This is a genomic window from Bacteroidia bacterium (assembly GCA_033391075.1).
Taxonomy (GTDB): Bacteria; Bacteroidota; Bacteroidia; order J057; family J057; genus JAWPMV01.
In genome coordinates, this window is record JAWPMV010000001.1 from 7,304,427 (window position 1) to 7,325,402 (window position 20,976).

Genomic DNA, 20,976 nt, shown 5'->3' on the forward strand with positions numbered 1-20,976 from the left:
AAGTTAGTTTTTTCAGTTTATGCCCCCAAATTTTCCTTGAAAATGGAGGAGTAGCCTCTTATTTCATGCTGGAATTACGATCGAATTAATTCCAATATAGCCTCTACATCAGCATCATTCAGCTGTCCAAAAGGAGATTGGCGAAGGTAAGCTTCAAAGCGAGGGTCATCCTGGAGAATGTCAAAGACAGGATCAATCAGCAAATGAATATCTGTTGCGGGGAGTTTGTTTATAAGTATTGCAAACATGCGGTCAATATCATGATTTGCACGTGCAAGCAAAAGATCTTCACTCGGAAAGGAATTTCCTTCCACAAGGTACTTCCTCAGCTGAGGAACATTCTCCTGAGTACAGTAACACTTAAATAACATAAACAAAGAAGACTGAGTTGAGTCAATTTGCCAATTCTTATAGTATTCAGCTAATTCATCACACTTCCCCTGAGCAGAAAGAATCACTCTTCCATGCCATAAAATGGTCTTGTTATTGGGAAAGAGTTTTAAGGCTAGATCAAATTGCTCTTTTGCCAATTCATACTCTTGATTTTGGGCCAACATCCGGATATATACACCATGAATGACCGGAGAAAAAGGATTTGTTTCCAATGCTTTCCGAATCAAAAACATAGCTTCCTCTTCTTTTCGAAGCCCGTGAAGCTGTATCGCAGCTCGTTGAAGGGTGTATCCATCCTGTGGATCGATTTCCAGAGCCCTCTTGAAATATGAAAGGGCTTTATTGAAATGACCTCTTTGCCTGGAAACAGAGCCCATGATTTCATAGACCCGTGCAATATTTGGATTAAGCTGAAGCACTTCTTGAGACAGCTCGAAAGCTCTATCATAATACTTCAAGGAATCCGGCACAAAATTGTAGTTTCTTAGCAGATATATAATATTTGCTAACTCGGCTTTTGCATGTGCGAAATGAGAATCTAGTTCAAGGGCCTCTTGAAAGAGTTTTTCTCCAGCTTTCAGACTTTCAAAACTTCGGTCTTGTATCACCAGCCTTCCTCTGAGGTATAATTGATATGCTTCAAGATTATCAGTGAGTTGTTCATTCAGTTTCTGTTCCTCTTCTGGTGAAATCTTGTTTTGAAGCTCTCTTGCAATATTGCGTGCAACTTCCTTTTGGATAGCAAATACATCCTTTAGCTCAAAATCATATTGCTCTGCCCATACGTTTACATCTTCTTTAGCATGAACCAATTGAGTGGAAATACGAATCTGATCGCCCTGTTTTCTAATACTGCCACGTACCACATAATTGACATGAAGTTCCTCTGCAATTTCTCCGAGGTTTTTGTCGCTGCCTTTGTATCTCATGGCAGAAGTCTGGGAAATGACTTTCAGACCACTGAGCTTGGAGAGTTGGATCAAGATATCTTCCGTAATTCCATCACTGAAATAGTCTGTATCTGCTTCTTGGCTTTTATTGCTGAAAGGAAGAACCGCGATGGATTTTTCCAGCTGTTCTATTTCCACATCCATTTGCTTTGTGGAGCGAGAGAAGATTCCCCAGCCAGTAAGGCTCAGAAGTAGCAATCCTATTGCCAAGACACCCATTACTTTGGGCAATTTGTGCTTGGGAGTGCTCGAAAATGAAAGATCAACTTTCTCTCCTTTACCCTGCATTTGCTCTGGGCCGGGCACCACAAAACCCTCATTCGCCAGGGCAAATACCTCCATGGGCTTTTCTACATTCTTGAACTGAAAATTCCCCAAAGAAGTCATCTCAAATTCGGGATGCGATTTTACATCGTGGATGACTCGTTCGGTAACCAGTATCGAACCCGGCACACCCATAGACTCTACACGTGAAGCCAGGTTTACACCATCTCCGTAGATATTGCCATCGGTGAAAACGATATCTCCGATATGAATACCGATGCGTAGAGGTACTTTGGGTTCCTCTTTAAGACTTTCCTGTATGGATTTGGCCGCATGCATGGCTTCTACCGCGGACTTGAAAACGGCCAGACAGCCATCTCCTCGAAATTCGAGGATTTCGCCATTGTTGGAAGCTGCTGCTGCTTCCATCACTTCGCTAAAGCGATGCACTTTTGCCAGTCCCTCCTTTTCGTTTCGTTGCATCATGGCAGTATAGCCGGCAATGTCGGCAAACATGATAGCGGCGAGACGGCGGGATTGGGGCATGGAGGAAAGATATAAAATACTTTTTAATTAGGGCTTTTTAATCTTTCTAGGAGTTGCTGGAATTCTGGATCTTTTCTATAAGGATCAAAAAACATTTCTTTTCGCAAGACGGACTCTAAAGTCGCCATCAATCCATATTCAGACTTTGTTAAGGATTGAGGTGTTTTTATATATTGAGATACGGCAAGATCGAGGTAGTGGAAGAGACTGTCCTCCTGATTTAATCCAGCATAAATGACAGCCAAATCTTTATAATAAGTCAATCTGGGTATCGCCGGGAGTTCTTCTATTTTCTTCAAGGCCTTTTCTCTTTGTCCCGTCTTTCCATAACAATAGCCTAATGGAGCGTGAAGCCAGGGAAGTAAGTAGATAGATTCAAAAAAGGAAATAGCGGTTTCATAATCTCCTTCAGCCTGGGCAATCATTCCTTTTAGTTGGGTGATAGATATTTGATCTTCCGGGAATAGTTGAATCACTTTGGAAAGCTGTTTTCTGGCTTCTTCAAATTGCCTGTTTTTGATTAATAGAGTTATATAGTTGTATTGATACACATATAATAAAGGATCCAACTCTGCTGCTTTCTTTCGTAATTGCAAGGACATTTCATAATCCCCAATACCATCAAAATAGAAGGCAGCTGCATGATTAATACTTGCATCATTCGGTGCAAGCCTTAGTGTTTTCTCAGTCACTTCTTTTTTCTTCTCTAAATCTCCATTCATATGAAAAATCCCCCCAAGTACAGAAAGGGCATTCACATTTTGCTTGTCCAGATCAAGTGCTTTCTTTGCCATTTGTTCGGCCAATGCAAACTTCTTTTCTCTTTCTGAAAAATTGGTTTCTGAAATCTTTGTCGCCTGTATAAAATAAACCGTTGAGAGGTGGGAATAGGCGTTGGTGAAACTACTGTCCAGGGCAATAGAAGATTGTAAGAGTTTTATACTTCGCTCCAATTCCTCTGGTCTACGATTATCGGCTGCTCTTTTCCCTTTTATATAAAGTTGATAGGCTTCTGGGTTGGCAGTTGCAGAAGTTTTTAATTCTGAATTTTCTGAAGGAGTAAGATTGATTTGCAATGCCTGCACAATTTGTTGAGCCACTTCGCTTTGCACCTTAAAAATATCAGCTAAATCCCTATCGTAATTCTCCGACCACAATTGTTGATCTTCTTCAACATGTATAAGACGTACATTGATGCGAGCTTTACCTTCATACATTCTGACACTTCCCTCTACTATGTGTTCAACCCCCAGTTCTTCAGCTATTTCCGGAATCTTTTTATCTGATTCTTTATAATGCATGATAGAGGTTCTCGATATTACCTTTAGCTCCTTAAGTTTAGATAAATAAGTGAGGATATCCTCAGTCATGCCATCAGAAAACATATCGCCCTCGGAATCCTTATTTATATTGACAAAGGGGAGAACTGCCAATGATACTTCCAGTTTAATATCAGATGTATCTTTTACCTCTTTTGATCCCCATATCCCTATCCCGCTTGCACCTAAAAGGGCCAATAAGGCAATAAATATTGCTGAGCGGAATTTGGTTTTTTTCTCCGCTAATTTGCCGCTTAGCTGATTCCTGGGAGGCACCACAAAACCCTCATTTGCCAAGGCGAACACCTCCATAGGCTTCTCCACATTCTTAAACTGAAATTTGCCCAGGGAAGCCGTCTCAAATTCCGGATGACTTTTTATGTCATGAATCACACGCTCTGTAAATAAAATCGAACCTGGCACGCCCATAGATTCGACACGAGAGGCCAGATTTACGCCATCTCCGTAGATGTTGCCATCGGTGAAAACGATATCTCCGATATGGATACCGATGCGTAAAGGAACCTGAGGCTCTTTTTGCAAGTTTTCTTGTATAGCTTTTGCGGCGTGCATGGCTTCTACGGCAGAATTGAAAACTGCCAGACAGCCATCCCCTCGAAATTCGAGGATTTCGCCGTGATTAGAAGCTGCTGCTGCTTCCATCACTTCGCTAAAGCGATGTACTCTCTTTAAACCCTCCTTTTCATTTCGCTGCATCGTAGCGGTATATCCGACTATGTCAGTAAACATGATGGCAGCTAGACGGCGGGATTGGGGCATGGAGACCTAAATTGACAGTATCCTCCGTGAAGATATATAAAAAACCTTGGATAGAAGAGGACTTCTCTTTTTTCTTTAGGAGAACGGAATCGAGAAGAAAAAACTACTCCCTTTTCCTATTTCACTCTCGACCCAGATTCGCCCTTTGTGATGCTCCACAATTTGCTTGCAAATCGGCAAACCGAGTCCGGTGCCTTTGGGTTTGCCAGTCTGATTGTCTTCGACTTGTTTGAAACGTTCGAAGACTTTGTCGAGCTGATTGGCGGGGATGCCGGAGCCCGTGTCTGTAAGCTGGAATCGAATATTCTTTCCCTGACCTTCCGAGGAGGAGGGAAGAGTTACTCTGAGCCTAACCTGACCCGCATCTGTAAATTTTACAGCATTAGAGATGAGGTTGATAAGGACTTGTAGCAAGCGATTCTGGTCGCCGGTTATCTGAGGTAGATCATGAGGAATTTCTTTAATTAATTTCAGCGAAGGTTTTTGTATAAATAGGGAAGAAGTGGCATTGGTGGCTCTTTCAATAAGGTCGGAAGGTTGGAATTCGTCCATATTCCAATCCATTTTACCGGACTCGATCTTGGCGAGGTCGAGCAATTCATTGATCAGGGAGGTTAGCCTGCCTCCTTCAGAGATGATGACTTCATTATTTTTGAGGATTTTTCTCAGGATGTTATGTCGTTTGGGGTCCTCTGTCAAGAAGGGAAGTAGGCGCTTTTCTATGCGTTTTTGGTTGATTTTAGCAAATCCTATGATAGAAGTAAGGGGAGTGCGCAACTCATGATTGACAGTTGAAAGGAATACAGATTTTGCCTTATTGGCTTCTTCAACTGCCTTACGCTTTTCGTCTAATTCATGAATGGTTTCCTCCAGCAAAATGGCAGTAGTTCGCTTGACTCTTTCGGTACGCTGTAGTTTAAAATTGGCAATGGTTAGTTCTTTATCAACAGCTTTTAGCGATTTCTCAAGTTCCTGTCGTTCTTCGGGCTCCAGGTTTTCCTGCTTTTCAATCCATTCCAGGATTTGTTTGAGGTGCGGATTCATATTACTCTTTTTCTTTTAGGGCAAGCCAGCTACAGGTAACACCATGAAAAGCTGCATGTCCTCCTGTTGGGGTTCCAAATTCCCCGCAGGAGAAAAAGCCAATCAAAGGTAAATCCCAAACGGCCTGAATACCCAGAATTTCCTCTTCTACAAGAGGTCCCAGGTTTGCCAACCTTCCAATGCATGAAAATACCATGAGAGCCTCTGCTTCAGGAAGGGATTTCTTTTGGGCTTCACGAGCACTTTCTATCACAGCCTGAACGATATCAAAGTCGGGGGGAAGGGAAAATCGAACTTGAGAACCTTGTGGGACATGTCCCCCACATTGAACTGCTCCAGTTTCACGATTGAATAAAAGAGGAGGATTCATAAGCGGATCCCCATTTGCCTGGATAACCTGCAAAGGATAGGTGACGCCAATCTGGTGAAAGATGTCTTTTTGGTCTTCCATATTGACTTCCAATCCCGTAAATTTTCTAAGTACGTCCAGGGCCGGTTGGTCATCTATAGTGTAAATCCAGCTCCCATCGCTTTGGGTTACGGTCTTGGGTGTTCCCACTGCCCTCCAGCCTGATACTGCCAAGTCTGCAATTTCAATCCTATCCATATCCAGAATCAGACAAATGATCCCTCTTTGGCTTTCCTGTTTTTCGGTAAATACCAGGCAATCATCCTGTATAGGTTTGCCTCCAGCAATTCCTCCAATCAGTCGGGCATTTTTTCCTGCAACAGAAGTAATACCTTCTACCAGGGCTTCACCCGGAGTATCTTGAAAAGAGGCTGCTGAAAGAATATATGCAGGCTGGTCGAAAAAATTCTGGCCTGCTTTTGCAATTAGTTGTGTTTTGGCTATGGTTTGTTCGAATGATTCGCTCTCCACCTCTTCCAATACGATACGAAAGTATTCGGGATTTAAATCCATAAGCATCACAACCACCTGCTCATCTTTTATTCCTTCTTCTGAGAACATTCCCGGAGGATAGGCCCCAAAAATGGCGATCTCTCTTTCCCTCAATACCTGAACGATTTCCTTATGATCGATTTGAGATGGCATAAGGACCATCGCAAGACTTGGACGAAAGCCATCGTCCATGGCAATTGAAAGTGCCAATTTTAATTCATTTGAGTCCTTCCCAGAAATTGATTTAGCCTTCATAAGGGGTATATATTCTTGTCTTATTTTTCTTTTAATCCTACCCAGGCGCAGGTCAGGTTATGGTATTCATGGGTTCCGTGGGTCGCTCGACCAAACTCTCCGTAGGTGAATAAACCTGCCATAGGTGCATCGTAGGTATTCCGCACGCCCTCTATTTCCTCACTGATTAAGGGACCTAGTGCCGCATGACGTCCAACACAAGAAAACATAATAAGCGCATCTGCTTCAGGAAATTCATTTTCTTTTACCCACTGACAGTCATTTACCACTTCTTCGATAATGTCAAAATCAGCCGGAAGAGAAAGTTGAATCTGGTTCCCTTCCGAGACGCTTCCATTGACTTTTATAGCTCCTTTTACCCAATCGATAAGAAGGATGGGTCTGATAATTGGATTTCCTTCATTCCTATGAAGCTGTAAAGGAAAGACATTTGATTCATCAGGCGAAAGAACATCAATGTCATCCACTCGCTTAATCTGATTACCCGTAAATTTTTGAACAAGCTCAAGTGCAGGCTGATGGTCAATCTCGTAAATCCACCAGCCCTCAGACTTGGTTATGGTTTTACGGGTCCCAAGTGGTTTCCATCCATTTATGGCTCGACCTTGCATAGAAATTTTGGTCTGATCAAAGGCCAAAATCAGGATTCCCTGAGAACTGATCCCATCATTGGAAAATACATATGTTTGCTGTACCCGTAAATCATCCCCTGCCATCCCTCCGAAAATCGTTGTATCCTTTCCTGCTGCTGCTTCTATCCCACTTATGACCAATTCTCCATCAATCGTAAGTCCTGTGGCCATGGAGAGAAAGGAAGGCTTAGGAATATCCTGCATAAGTTCCTGGGACATTTCTTTCGATTTCAGACGGGCATCTCCTGTTACTTTGTCTTCAAACTTTAGTGAGAAATAGCTGGGATTGAGTTCCAGCAAGAGCATCACAATGCCTCCATCCAGAATCTCACCATCTATAAATTCTCCTCCTGTTGTAGCCCCAAATATTTGGATGTTTTTTTCATTAAGCAGTTCACAAACGGACTGAATATCCTGCTTATAAGATAGAAAGACCATTGCCAGGTTGGGGGAAAAGTCTGGAGAGATGGAAGTTTCCACGGCAGAGCGTATCTCATCCAGAGAGGTCCCTTTGAGGGATTTCGTTTTCATTGAAGGGCGGTTAAAATGAAGTCAATTAAGAAAAGTTTTCCTTTTTAGGACGCTATATCTTTTTTTCATTAATTTATATTAAATATAGTAAATGATTGAGTCTAATCAGTTGCTTGGGATATACAATCAACCTAATTTTTGTTAAGCTATCTCCGAATGATCAGGAAGCTGCCTCACTACCTAATGGGATGAAATTGGGGAGCTATATTTTGTCCTTATTCTTGCACATCTTGCTTTCCTATCGATTCCAGGATCTATTGAAGTCGTGGATTCCTACAATTTCTTTTCTTTAAATGCGACCCAACTGCAGGTTGTACCATGATGGCCTGCATTTCCGCCTATAGGTGTTCCGAATTCTCCCAAACTGAAAAAGCCAACCATGGGTACCCCCCATACATCTCTTAATCCATCGAGTTCCTCTTCAATCAACGGACCAAGATTACTCAATCGACCTATACAAGAGAATATCAGCATTGCGTCAGCTTCTGGAAGCCGAGTCTTTTTCACTACATGAGCACTTTCTACCACCGTTTCAACAACCTCAAAATCCGGTGGAAGCGAGAATAGGACCTGAGAACCCTGCTGGATTGGGAAACCAAAGAGAACAGCTCCATTTTCACGATTAACCATCATCGGAGGATTCATCACCGGACTCCCTTTGGATTGGATAATTTGCAAAGGATATAAACTGCCTATCTGCTGGAAGATGTCCTTTTGGTCATCCAGGTTAAGCTCCAGACCCGTAAATTTTACCAGCATATCCAGGGCAGGTTGGTCGTCAATTGTAATAATCCATGCGCCTTCACTTTTCGTAACGATTTTAGGGGTACCTGCTGGCTTCCAGCCTGAAACGGCCAAATCTGCTACCTCTACTTTATCCTGATCTATTATCAGGCTGATGATTCCCTTATCACTTTCCTGCTCATGACTAAAGACCAGACATTCATTCAGCACCGGTTTCCCTCCGGCCATTCCTCCAATCAGGGTCGCGTTTTTGCCTGCAATGGAGGTAATGCCTTCTGCCAGCACGGACAAGGGAGTATCATTATAGGAAGCAGCGGAAAGGATAAAAGCGGGGCGGGAGAAGTTTTCCAGACCTGACTGGGCAATAAGTTGTGCTTTTTCGAAAGCTTGTTCATATGAATCTACCTCTTCCACTACGATCCGAAAAAAATCCGGGTTCAAGTCCATAAGGAGGATGACCACCTCATTGCTCGCTAGTCCTCTATCGGTAAATTTACCGGGTGTATTGGCACCAAAAATGGCTATATCCCTTTTCTTCAAAAATTGAACAATTTCTGTATGGCCTAGTTCAACGGGCATAAAAACCACAGCTAGAGTCGGCTGAAAACCATCAACCATGGCTTGCTCAAAAGCTGTCTTAATTTCATCAGGGTTCGGGCCGTAAATAGATTTAGCTTTCATTATATGCAAGATTTTGTTTGTTATTTCTCTTTTAGCTTCTTCAACAGCAATTCAGCTTGTAGTATTCATAGCCTTTCTTGCCGGTATGGTGCTCTGTGATTTGCTTGCAAATCGGCAAACCGAGTCCGACTTGTTGGAAATCTTCGAAGATGTCATTGAGTTGGTTGGCAGATATGCCGTAGCCGGTGGCTGCTAGATATATTTGTAGGGAAATCTTATGAGCTTTTCCTACTGTCTCGCATCAGAACAACTCAAATCAGGATAGATATTCAACCTTTCAGGAAAGTTGAATTAAGGCTAATCCCATAAAAAAACTACTCCCTGTCTACCTGAATCTTTCCACTATAATTCAGCAGGGGAACATGTTATTATTTTGAACTCATCTTTTCCACTCCTGTCCAATTATCCGGAACTCCCCTTTGTAAAAAGCCCTGGGTTCTATGGAGCAGGAGCTTGGCAGTCATATCGCTCGGATTTATGTCCAGAACAGACTTGAGGGCATCTACTGCCTGCTGGAAATTGCGGTCATAATACTCCCGCATAGCTTTTGAGAAGGTTTGTGAGCTCGCGACTTTTTTCTCTACCTGTTCTGGGGAATCTCCATCAAAGCACTCGTACAAGGCTACCGGATCTTTTTTTCCCTTTACCTGTACCTGGCCGAGGTAGCGAAAGTTGAAACTATCATCACCAGGGACAGCTTCACGAGCCGTGATTTTTTTCATGCTTTCTCCACTCAATAATATGTTGACCTGATAATATTTGGTCAGGCTTTCGATACGGGCAGCTGTATTGACCGTATCAGATATAGTGGCAGCTTCCATGCGCTGTATATCTCCAATAATGCCCATGATCAGAGGTCCGGTATGCAGCCCCATGCCTGTACTGACGGCTTTTCGATTTCTTTCTGCCCTTTCCGCATTATAGATGCTAATGGTTTGCTGCATCTGAATGGCCGCACGCAAGGCATCATAGGGATTCTTGGGGAATATAGCCATGATGCCATCTCCCAGGTATTGGTTGACAAAGCCCTTATTTTCATAGATGACCGGACCTATACGGCTGTTGTAGGCGCTGACGAAACGGAAGTTATCTTCAGGGCTCATACTTTCAGCCAAGCTGGTATAGCCCCGGATATCACTGAAAAATACCGTTACGTCTTTTTGCACCTGATCCCCCAACATGACTTCGGTAAGTTTTTCCCGACCTAAGGCACTGATAAATTCGTAGGGTACAAATCGGGTCGTAACCTCATGTATTCTTCGCATGGCTTCTTCTTTTTCCTCGGCTTCCTGAATACGCTTTTGGAATAGCATGGCGCTTTCTATGGCTGAGGCCGATTGCAAAGCAAGGGTGGTAAGCAGTTTTAAGTGACTGGATTTGTATTCGACCGCTTCATGGGTTACAAGAAGAATCATGCCCAGAAGTCGATGTTTGACTTTTAAGGGCGCATAAAGCAAGGAATTAACTGGCTCCTGGTCTTTTCCAAGTGCTGTATGAATATCATTGCGAATATTGGCCTGGCCGCTACTGAGAAATTCTGTAAGCAAAGCTTCTGAGTGGAGATCTCCTTTTGTGAAAAATGTCTCTCCTTTCGAAGCCAGGATATGTGGCTCAGCATCCGTTTCAGGAAGGAAAATTACCGCTCCTCCGCTGGCTTCAATCAATTGTTGTACTTCCTCCAGGGCCGTTTGGGCAATCATTTCTGCATCGAGGGCACTAGCCAGTTTTTCAGAAAAATTGTAGATGAGGTTGATTTCTCTGTAGAGATCCAGTACTTCACTTCCCATCTGCTTTTTCTCAGATTCTTTTTCGAGCAGGTGATTCAATAAGGCAACGATACTCCTTCCATCTGAATTACTGTAGACCCAACCCAGGGTCTCATTTTCATGAATGACAGGGATTTTTTCAGATGAGTCTTCTTGGGGGGCTCCCCATACCCATTTTCCCTGTACATCCTGAACACTAATGGAAATATTGAGGTCTTGTACGATCTCTTGGAGGAGAGTCGCAGTTGGCTTGCGTTTATGTAATAAAGATTTTAGGCTAATTTTGGGCATGAGGCTGTTTACATTTTTCTGTTAACGCTGGCTGTTCTCCATTTCTCAAATTCCCATTACATCTTCTGCGATACTAAGCAGTGCGTCAGGATCGAAAGGCTTGGTCATGTATAAATCGGCCCCTACTTCCAAGCCTTCCTTTCTATCCATTTCCTGCCCCTTTGCAGTAAGCAAAACAATATACACCTCTTCCATTCCCCACTTTTGCTTGACCGTCTGGCAGACTTCGATGCCATTCAGCAAAGGCATCATCACATCCAGAAATACCAATTGTGGTTGTTTATCCTGGATGATATCTAAGGCTTCCTGACCATTTACAGCCTGAAGGAGTTCGACACCTTCATCCTCCAAATCCTCAAGCGTTTGTTCGAGGAGCATTCGGATATGAGGTTCGTCGTCTACGATTAACAATCTTTTTTCCATCATTGATTCCATCTTTTGGGCTTAAATGCCCAGGATTTCTTCGGCCAGAGTTGATACTTCTGTGGGGTCAAAGGGTTTGGTCAGATATCGGTTGGCTCCGGCTTCCAAGCCTTGCTGTCGATCTGCTTCCTGCCCTTTGCCTGTCAGGAGAATGATATATATATCGTCCAGATGTAACTCTTTTTTGACCGTCTGACAGACTTCGACTCCACTCATATGGGGCATGTTGAAATCAAGTAAAACCAATTGGGGTTTTTCTTCCTGAATCGCTGCCAGGGCATCCTTTCCATTGCTGGCAAAGTGTAGTTCTACTCCCTCATCTTCGAGTTCTTCCAGGGTCTGTTCGAGCAGATTGCGAATGTGTACTTCATCATCTGCGATCAATATTTTTTTCGTCATGGTTTTGCGGCCAGTTAATTTGGGTGCAAAAGGATCAGCTTATTCTTAGGAAAGGAATTTACAGCTTCTTTCAAACAGATGGCAGATGCTTGAATAGACTGTATTTTCTATATCATTAAAAGATACAGATTTTTCTGTTCTCAAATCGAAAATTTAGGGAGCTATGGGAATCTTGAATGATTTATTTTGCAATCCTTCCTACTACTTACTCACTTTCTCAACAAATGGCTCCCATCGGGGGTCGGCTTGAATGGAATGAAAGGCTACATCCACAGGAGCATAAAGAGTGCCTGGATCATGATTCTCATAAGATTTTTCCAACCACTCAAAGGCTTTATCAGCATCCTGACGATGGGCATATACTTGTGCGATCTGATAGGAAGAAGAAGATGAAAAGCGTTCTATAAGTTCCGCAAGATAGCTGTCTGCAGCTTGTTGGTCTCCTTTTTTCCAGGCAACAATGGATTGTGCACATTTTCTATATCCCCCTAATCTCTCTTTGCTAGCAAGAACTTCCGCCTCCTCCAGTCTTCCTTGTTGAATCAGGCATTGAGCCAATTGATAATGAACACCCCCCGTATTAGGTTGTAGCCTAATCCATGTTCTGAAGGAAGCCTCTGCAATATCAAAACGATGCGCAGTAGCATTTCCAATGCCTTTAGCGGCAAAACTTGTCCAGGAAAGGGGATCGAGTCGGGCAGCTCTGTCCAGCAAGGGAAGCCCTTCTTTAAATTGGCTATTCTTGCATTTCGTCATTCCCGCTACTCCTAAGGCCTGGGCATCTCCAGGGCCTAGCTCCATGGCTTTTTCCGCATAAAAAAGGGCAGAATCTTTTTTGCCAAACATTCCCGAATAGATGAGTGCCAGGTTAGCATATCCATAGGCTAGCTTTGGGCCAAGCTCTACTCCTTTGCGCGCATGTTTTATGGCAAGATCATATAAATCCTGATAATCCCGGATACCCGTAGGAGAGCCTCCTCTGCTTGCGAAATTCCCATCTATTTGGCCTAATAGAATCCAGGAAGCTGCGTAGAGGGAATCTCGTTCTATGCTCCTTAACACAAGTTCACGAGCTTTACGGGCATTGCTTTCTGTATTGAATTCATGTTTGGCTTGTAAAAAGAGTCGGTAAGCATCTGCTTCTGTTTCTTCGACTTGCCACTTCTGCGCCTCAATCAGATTTATCTTCAGCGCTTGCATCACTTCACGGGCAATATTTTCCTGGATGTCAAATACATCCTCCAATTGTTCTTCCCAACTCTCTGCCCAGATGGTTTTGTCTATTTCTGCCTCGATAAGCTGAACGGATATTTTGATCTTGCCACCATACTCTTTGACGCTGCCTTCTAAAATGTGGTCAACCCCCAATTTATCCGCTATGGTAAATAAATCTACTTCCTGCTTTTTGAAACTAAAGGAAGACGAGCGGGAACTTACTTTGAGCTCTGATTCCTGGCTTAAGAGATTGATGACTTCTTCTGCCATGCCATCTCCTAAAAAGGCCTGATCCTGCTTGGGACTCAGATCCAGAAAAGGCATGACGGCAATGGAGGGTGTTGCTGTGGTATCGGGTTGGACTTCTTCACTTCCTTTCCAGGAAATATTCATCCATATTCCTCCTGCTATGATTATACCCACAAAGCCTACTAATATCCCTCGAATTAAGTTCCGATTGTCCTGATTTCCATTTTCTGCCAAACGTTTTCCTTTACCCGAAATTTCTTCGGCTTTGGGTAAGACAAATCTCTCATTCGCCAAGCCATAAATGGGCATGGGTTCAGCCACATTCTTAAATGAAAAATTGCCCAAAGATTCCAGTTGGAATTCAGGTTTGTTTTTGATTTGCTGGCGAATGCTGCTGGACATCAAAACTGCTCCAGCTGTGCCTATAGACTCAATGCGCGAAGCAATATTTACCCCATCTCCAAAAGTATGCTCTCCGTCTATCGTAATCTCTCCCATATGGATGCCGATCCGAAGAGGAACTTTCCCGCGTATAGCTTCCTGAATTTCCTTTGCACAGCTAACGGCAGCAGAAGCACTATCAAATATGCTCAGGCTACCATCGCCATAGGTTTGGAGGAGTTCGCCGGAATGGCTGGCAATGCGATCTTTAAGGACGGCCTCGAAATCTTTGACAGCGCTCATGGCTGAATCGCGATTGCTCTGCATCATGGCGGTATAGCCGACGATGTCAGTGAACATTATGGCAGCAAGACGGCTTGTGGGCATGTAATTACTCTGAGGTTAATGTCTTAAGTTAGCAAATCACCAGCAATTTTAATGTGATGATAGCATTTATCCCTTCGGCTTCATAAACTTCTCTACAAAGGGCTGATATTCCCGTAAGGGTAGGAAGGCATATTCGAAATCGTAACTGGTATTATAGTAAAATCTTCCTGCATCAAAAGCCTTAACTAAATTCTCTACGGCTTCAGCTTTTTCTCCTAGAGCGGTCTGAATAATGGCTTGCTGATAATATGCCCTTGGGAATTGTTCTACTAATTCATCGAGGAATTGTCGGGCCTTATCTTTTCTACCTTCCTGCGCGTGTATCCAGCCCATTCTAGCGAGACTCCAGGAAGAATTTATTCCGTTTTCCACCAGGTATTCTCCTAATTTTAATGCCTCATCATATTGTCTGGCATGAACCAATGCTTCAAATAAAAGGGTCGAATCATGTAACAAACCTTCCTCAAAATCTGCAATGAGTTCTTCTGCTAACGCTATCTGGCTAAGGCTATCTCCATAAATGGCGAGATAATTGGCCGCAGAGTGTTTGCGCCAGCCTAATACATTTGGAGGGTACTCATATTTCTCCAATTCATTTAGAAAGTAGCTGATACTATCTGCTTCTCCGCGCTTGGCATGATAGAGGCTTCGACTAGTGATGGCATTAGTAGCATAGGTATCCATGGGGACATAGCCCAAGACTTTTCGAGCTTCTGTATCCTTGTCTTTTCGTATTAAATGAAACGCATAGACCCCATGCCACCAGGTATGTGCAACATAATCATTTGGATAATTGGCTGCTTCGATATGGGACATTGCTTCAATTCCTTTCTGAGGAAAATTTCTATATATACACATAAGTCCCATTAGCATATTATTGAATAGATGTCTGGGATCTTTTTTGAATATGCCTTCAATCTCTGGCATTGCCTCATGAGCTTTTCCCGAAACAAGCTTTTTGTTAAAGTCCTGGTACAGTTTTTCATATCCATGTAAGGAAGGAAATCGTCTGTCAATCAATTTGACTACTGAATCTGCTTTACCCCAGATTCCCAAATTGCTCCAACTCCATACATAAAATTGGTAGGGCGAAAAAAAGGTACTATCCAAACTGATAGCTTTTTCAAGCAGTTCTCGGGATTTCAGGTCATCTACATTCCAAAATTCCGAAAAAGCGCGATAGGCTTCAAATGCTTCTAATTTAGGAGCGATTTGATCTGTTACGATTGCGCTACTCGAAAACCTGGTTTTCTTAGCAACAAAAAATCCTAACATTCGTGAACGCAATTCCCCTACTAATTTTCTGGGCTCATCATAAGCTGCTTTAATCTCAGGAAGCACCATGTCCACATCCCCACTTTTTAGATCAATGATCTGACTTTGAATGGATAAAGAATCGCCTTCCTTATAAATATTTCCCCTGATCAATTTTTGCGCTCCCGTACGCGCTCCAAAATCCTCGCTTTGGGCATCTGTATCTTTTAAGTTCTCTCGAATGGTGGTATAGCTCACTACTTTTACATCATCCAGATTCATCATGCCCTGTATGACATGATCGGCAGCCATATCTCCCAGTACATCAAATTTGGGATCATTGGTTTTGTTTTCGAACGGCAGGATGGCGATGCGTGAGGCTTTGATCTCTTCCAGCTTTTCAGTTTCGGTTGGTGTATGAGCAAACATCCAAAACAAGCCTGCACCCAGGACCATGGTTAAAAAACCCAAGCTGGCGATTCTAAAAAGAGACTTTGTTTCCCGATTGTTTACTTGTTCCCCTTTACCTTTCATTTCTGAGGGCTTGGGAACACTAAGCCCCTCATTCCCCAAAGCATAAACGCTCATGGGTTCAATTACATTCTTAAAGGAAAACTTTCCCAGCGATTCCAGTTGGAATTCGGGCTTGTTTTTGATTTGCTGGCGAATGCTGCTGGACATCAATATGGCTCCATCTATGCCTATAGACTCAATGCGCGAAGCTATGTTTACCCCATCTCCAAAAGTATGCTCTCCGTCTATGGTGATCTCTCCCATATGGATGCCGATGCGTAGGGGTACTTTCCCGCGTATAGCTTCCTGAATTTCCTTCGCACAGCTAACGGCTGCAGAAGCACTATCAAATATGCTCAGGCTACCATCGCCATAGGTTTGGAGGAGTTCGCCGGAATGGGAAGCAATGCGATCTTTGAGGACTGCCTCAAATTTTTTTACAGCGGTCATGGCTGAATCGCGATTGCTCTGCATCATGGCAGTATATCCGACGATATCGGTAAACATGATGGCAGCGAGACGGGTGGTGGGCATGTAATTACTCTGAGGTTAATGTCTTAAGTTAGCAAATCATCAGCAATTGTAATATGATGATTGCATTCATCCCTTCGGCTTCATAAACTTCTCTACAAAGGGCTGATATTCCCTTAAGGGCCGAAAAGCATATTCATAATCGTAGCCGGCCTCCCAATAATTCCCTCCCCTGTCAAAAGCCTCGACCAAGTTCTTCGTGGCTTTAGGATGTTCTCCCAAGGCAGTTTGAATCATGGCTTGTTGATAATGTGCTTCTGGAAACTGGTTTTCTAATTGAGCAAGCAACTGCCGGGCCTTATCTTTCCTACCTTCCTGCGCATGTATCCAGCCCATTCTGGCCATTCGCCAATAAGGATTTCTGCCATTTTCCACCAGGTATTCTCCTATTTTTAATGCCTCATCATATTGTCTGGCATGCACCAAGGCTTCAAATAAAAGGGTCGAATCTGTCAGTCCCCCCTCCTCAAAATCCGTAATAAGTTCTTCTCCCAAAGCTATCTGGCTAAGGCTATCTCCATAAATGGCTAGGTAATTGGCAGCAGAGTGTTTGTGCCAGCTTACATAATTTGGCGGGTACTCATATTTCTCCAATTCGTCTAGAAAGTAGCTGATGCTATCTGCTTCTCCGCGCTTGGCATGATAGAGGCTTCGACTATTGAGGGCGACAGGGTGATAGGTATCCATGGGTACATAGCTCAATACCTCCCTGGCTTCTGTATCTCGGTCTTTTCGTATCAAATGAAACGCATAAATTCCATGCCACCAGGTATTTGAAACATAATCATTTGGATAATTTGCTGCTTCGATATGGGACATTGCTTCAATTCCTTTTTGAGGAAAATTTCTATAGATACATATAAGTCCCATTAGCATATTATTGAATAAATGTCTGGGATCTTTTTTAAATATGCCTTCGATCTCTGGCATCGCCTCATGCCCTTTTCCTGAAACAAGCTTTTTATTAAAGTCCTGGTACAGTTTTTCATATCCATGTAAGGATGGAAATCGTCTGTCAATCAATTGGACTACTGAATCTGCCTTGTCCCAGATTCCCGGATTGCTCCAACTCCATACATAAAACTGATAGGGCGAGAAAAAGGTACTATCGATACTGATAGCTTTTTCGAGCAGTTCCCGGGATTTAGGATAATCTACCAACCAAAATTCAAAAAAAGCATCATATGCTTCAAATGCTTCTAATTTAGGAGCGATTTGATCTGTTACGATTGTGCTACTCGAAAACCTGGCTTTCTTAGCAACAAAAAATCCTAACATTCGTGAACGCAATTCCCCCACCAATTTTCTAGGCTCATCATAAGCTGCTTTAATCTCTGGAAGTACCATGTTCACATCCCCACTTTTTAGATCAATGATCTGACTTTGAATGGATAAAGAATCGCCTTCCTTATAAATATTTCCCCTGATCAATTTTTGTGCTCCCGTACGCGCTCCAAAATCCTCGCTTTGGGCATCAACCTGCTTCAAGTTATCGCGAATGGTCGTATAGCTCACGACCTTTATATCATCCAGATTCATCATGCCCTGTATGACATGATCGGCAGCCATATCTCCCAGTACATTAAATTTGGGATCATTGGTTTTGTTTTCAAAAGGCAGGATGGCAATGCGTGAGGCTTTGATCTCTTCGAGTTTATCAGCCTGGGTATTAGAAAACATCCAAAACAAGCCTGCTCCCAGGACCATGGTTAAAAACCCCAAGCTGGCGATTCTAAAAAGAGACTTTGTTTCCCGATTGTTTACTTGTTCCCCTTTACCTTTCATTTCTGAGGGCTTGGGAACATTAAGCCCCTCATTCCCCAAAGCATAAACGCTCATGGGTTCAGTTACATTCTTAAAGGAAAACTTTCCCAGCGATTCCAGTTGGAATTCAGGCTTATTTTTGATTTGCTGGCGAATGCTGCTGGACATCAATATGGCTCCATCGATGCCTATAGACTCAATGCGCGAAGCTATGTTTACCCCATCTCCAAAAGTATGTTCTCCATCTATGGTGATCTCTCCCATATGGATGCCGATGCGAAGAGGAACTTTCCCGCGTATAGCTTCCTGAATTTCCTTCGCACAGCTAACGGCTGCAGAAGCACTATCAAATATGCTCAGACTACCATCGCCATAGGTTTGGAGGAGTTCGCCGAAATGGGAAGCAATGCGATCTTTGAGGACTGCCTCAAATTCTTTGACAGCGCTCATGGCTGAATCGCGATGGCTCTGCATCATGGCAGTATATCCGACGATATCGGTAAACATGATGGCAGCGAGACGGGTGGTGGGCATGTAATTACTCTGAGGTTAATGTCTTAAGTTAGCAAATCATCAGCAATTGTAATATGATGATTGCATTCATCCCTTCGGCTTCATAAACTTCTCTACAAAAGGCTTATAGTTCCACATAGGCCTAAAGCCATATTTTCAAAATAGAAATAATCAGGTCAGTTGAGGTCAAAAGCCTACCTCATGCAAAAGTTTTATATACCGAGGGTTTCCATGCAAAGATTTCAAAGCGGGCTCCATTTTTAGCCAGGTCATTTCCACTTCATGGGCTTCATAGGATTTTTCTAACCAATCCAGGGCAATTTCCACTTTCCCAATCCCTGCAAAGGCCTGCCCAAGAAAGAAAGCGGGATCTCCTCCCGATTTTGATTCCCATTGTTTTTGGAGTTGTTGAAAGATCTTTTCAACTTCCCCATCCTTGCCTTTTTTGTGATAAGCAATAGCTAAATCTGACAATAGGAAAGGAAAGGGATTCCCTGCCCGTTCAATTCCTTTTTCAAGGGTTTTGATAGCGTTTTCAATCTCTCCATTGTGCAGATATGCTTTACCTAAATAGCGATACGCATCAGCAAAGTCCGGATGTTTGTGAACCACATCCTGATAGTAGGGAATGGCTTTCTCGTATTGGGCACTAATAAAATACTTGGGCCCTTCTCTGAACTGATAATAGGCGTTTAGGGGATCCAGGATAACGACTTGTGCTGGAAGATTTCCAATTTTTTCCAAAGCACCCAACTTAGAATATAGGGTATACAAATACATTTTTGAGATCTGATCCCCTAAGGAAATGGCTTTCTTGAAGGCAGCTTCACCAGAATCAAAATCCCATTCAAAAAAAGTAAAGACCAGCCCTTCTATGGAATATATCGAACCGTAATGACTATCTATTTCTTTTGCCTGGTTAAGATAAGAGAGGACTTTTTCTTTGGCTTCCTGGGAAGAAAATGAGCCGAATAAGGTCCCCCTCCAAAAATTAATATGAGCCAGATCACATAGAGCAGGAACATAATTGGGTTCCTTTTCAAGGACCTGCTTCAGCATAGATTCGGCTTTGTCTGAAGCTTCCGAATCTCCTAGCCAGGGATTCTGCTTGGCTTGCAGATACAAGGCATAGACCTCTGGATCATTTGTGTAGGACTTTTCCAACCGTTCTTTCTCGGCTACACTCAATTTTTGATTAACTGCCGTGAATACTTCTTTGGCGATCTCACTTTGAAAGTCAAAAACATCGGATGTTTTACCCTCATAGGGAGAAGGTGCCCATTCCAATTGGTCTTTTAGGGTATTGGTAAGTTGAACATTGATCCGCAACTGATCCTTGCCCCACTGAACACTTCCCTCTAGAATATGGCTTACGCCCAATTCTTCGGCAATTTGATCCAATGGGACTTGCTTTCCCTTAAAATACATAGATGAAGTGCGGGAAATTACTGTGGCACGAGGAATGGCAGAAAGTAGGTTTCGAATTTGGTCTGCAATCCCGTCAGAGAAATAATCTTGTTCGGGATTGTTATTCAAATTATCAAAGGCTAAGACTGCAATAACCGGAGAATTTGTTTCTATATCCTGGCCTGGGGAATTCCCTAGATCCGAAGCAAACCAGATTCCTATTCCGAGGAGAATAGGGATGAGTCCTATAGCGAAGAGCCTGACCCATCCGTTCTTATTATACTTACGAAGCCCTTCTCCCAATTGATGCCCTTTGCCTGTCATCTCGGATTTTTTGGGGACCTTCATGCCCTCATTCCCCAAGGCATAAACGCTCATGGGCTCCATGACATTCTTGAAGGCAAACTTCCCCAGTAATTCCAATTGGAATTCAGGTTTGTTTTTGATTTGCTGGCGAATGCTGCTGGACATCAAAACTGCTCCAGCGGTGCCCATGGATTCGATACGCGAAGCTATGTTTACCCCATCTCCAAAGGTATGTTCTCCATCTATGGTGATCTCCCCCAAATGAATGCCTATGCGAAGCGGCACTTTCCCGCGGATGGCTTCCTGTATTTCCTTTGCACAACTAACGGCTGCAGAGGCACTATCAAATATGCTCAGACTTCCGTCACCATAGGTTTGGAGGAGTTCGCCGGAATGGCTGGCAATGCGATCTTTGAGAACCGCCTCGAAGTCTTTGACTGCGGTTATGGCCGAATCGCGATTGCTCTGCATCATGGCAGTATATCCGACGATATCGGTAAACATGATGGCAGCGAGACGGGTGGTGGGCATGGATTG

The 20,976-nt window shown here is 43.2% G+C and carries 13 protein-coding genes; all 13 read right to left on the reverse strand.

What is annotated here, in order from left to right; genetic code table 11:
- Positions 1-74: 74 nt before the first annotated feature.
- Positions 75-2,153: an adenylate/guanylate cyclase domain-containing protein gene (locus R8P61_29125; GenBank protein ID MDW3651176.1), complete on the reverse strand. Its 2,079-nt coding sequence runs from the start codon at positions 2,151-2,153 to the stop codon at positions 75-77.
- Positions 2,154-2,176: 23 nt separating this feature from the next.
- Entirely contained in the window at positions 2,177-4,252 is a 2,076-nt protein-coding gene (locus R8P61_29130; protein MDW3651177.1) for an adenylate/guanylate cyclase domain-containing protein, read from the reverse strand.
- Positions 4,253-4,327: 75 nt separating this feature from the next.
- A complete protein-coding gene (locus R8P61_29135; protein MDW3651178.1) occupies positions 4,328-5,296 on the reverse strand; it encodes a HAMP domain-containing sensor histidine kinase in 969 nt (322 codons plus the stop codon).
- Between the two features lies 1 nt (position 5,297).
- On the reverse strand, positions 5,298-6,452 hold the full coding sequence (locus tag R8P61_29140; GenBank protein ID MDW3651179.1) for an FIST C-terminal domain-containing protein: 1,155 nt from the start codon (positions 6,450-6,452) through the stop codon (positions 5,298-5,300).
- A 20-nt stretch (positions 6,453-6,472) separates the two neighbouring features.
- Positions 6,473-7,615 (reverse strand): FIST N-terminal domain-containing protein, encoded by a 1,143-nt coding sequence (locus tag R8P61_29145; GenBank protein MDW3651180.1) that lies wholly within the window; start codon positions 7,613-7,615, stop codon positions 6,473-6,475.
- A 273-nt stretch (positions 7,616-7,888) separates the two neighbouring features.
- Positions 7,889-9,040, reverse strand: a complete 1,152-nt coding sequence (locus tag R8P61_29150; protein MDW3651181.1) for an FIST C-terminal domain-containing protein — start codon at positions 9,038-9,040, stop codon at positions 7,889-7,891.
- A gap of 368 nt (positions 9,041-9,408) precedes the next feature.
- Positions 9,409-11,097, reverse strand: a complete 1,689-nt coding sequence (locus R8P61_29155) for an adenylate/guanylate cyclase domain-containing protein (protein ID MDW3651182.1) — start codon at positions 11,095-11,097, stop codon at positions 9,409-9,411.
- A gap of 45 nt (positions 11,098-11,142) precedes the next feature.
- The gene (locus tag R8P61_29160; protein ID MDW3651183.1) at positions 11,143-11,520 is read right to left on the reverse strand and encodes a response regulator; all 378 of its coding nucleotides are present in this window, start codon (positions 11,518-11,520) and stop codon (positions 11,143-11,145) included.
- A gap of 21 nt (positions 11,521-11,541) precedes the next feature.
- On the reverse strand, positions 11,542-11,919 hold the full coding sequence (locus R8P61_29165) for a response regulator (GenBank protein MDW3651184.1): 378 nt from the start codon (positions 11,917-11,919) through the stop codon (positions 11,542-11,544).
- Between the two features lie 201 nt (positions 11,920-12,120).
- Positions 12,121-14,151, reverse strand: a complete 2,031-nt coding sequence (locus R8P61_29170) for an adenylate/guanylate cyclase domain-containing protein (GenBank protein MDW3651185.1) — start codon at positions 14,149-14,151, stop codon at positions 12,121-12,123.
- 66 nt (positions 14,152-14,217) lie between these two features.
- Positions 14,218-16,452: an adenylate/guanylate cyclase domain-containing protein gene (locus R8P61_29175; protein MDW3651186.1), complete on the reverse strand. Its 2,235-nt coding sequence runs from the start codon at positions 16,450-16,452 to the stop codon at positions 14,218-14,220.
- A 66-nt stretch (positions 16,453-16,518) separates the two neighbouring features.
- Entirely contained in the window at positions 16,519-18,747 is a 2,229-nt protein-coding gene (locus tag R8P61_29180) for an adenylate/guanylate cyclase domain-containing protein (protein MDW3651187.1), read from the reverse strand.
- A gap of 165 nt (positions 18,748-18,912) precedes the next feature.
- On the reverse strand, positions 18,913-20,970 hold the full coding sequence (locus R8P61_29185) for an adenylate/guanylate cyclase domain-containing protein (protein ID MDW3651188.1): 2,058 nt from the start codon (positions 20,968-20,970) through the stop codon (positions 18,913-18,915).
- Positions 20,971-20,976 lie beyond the last annotated feature (6 nt).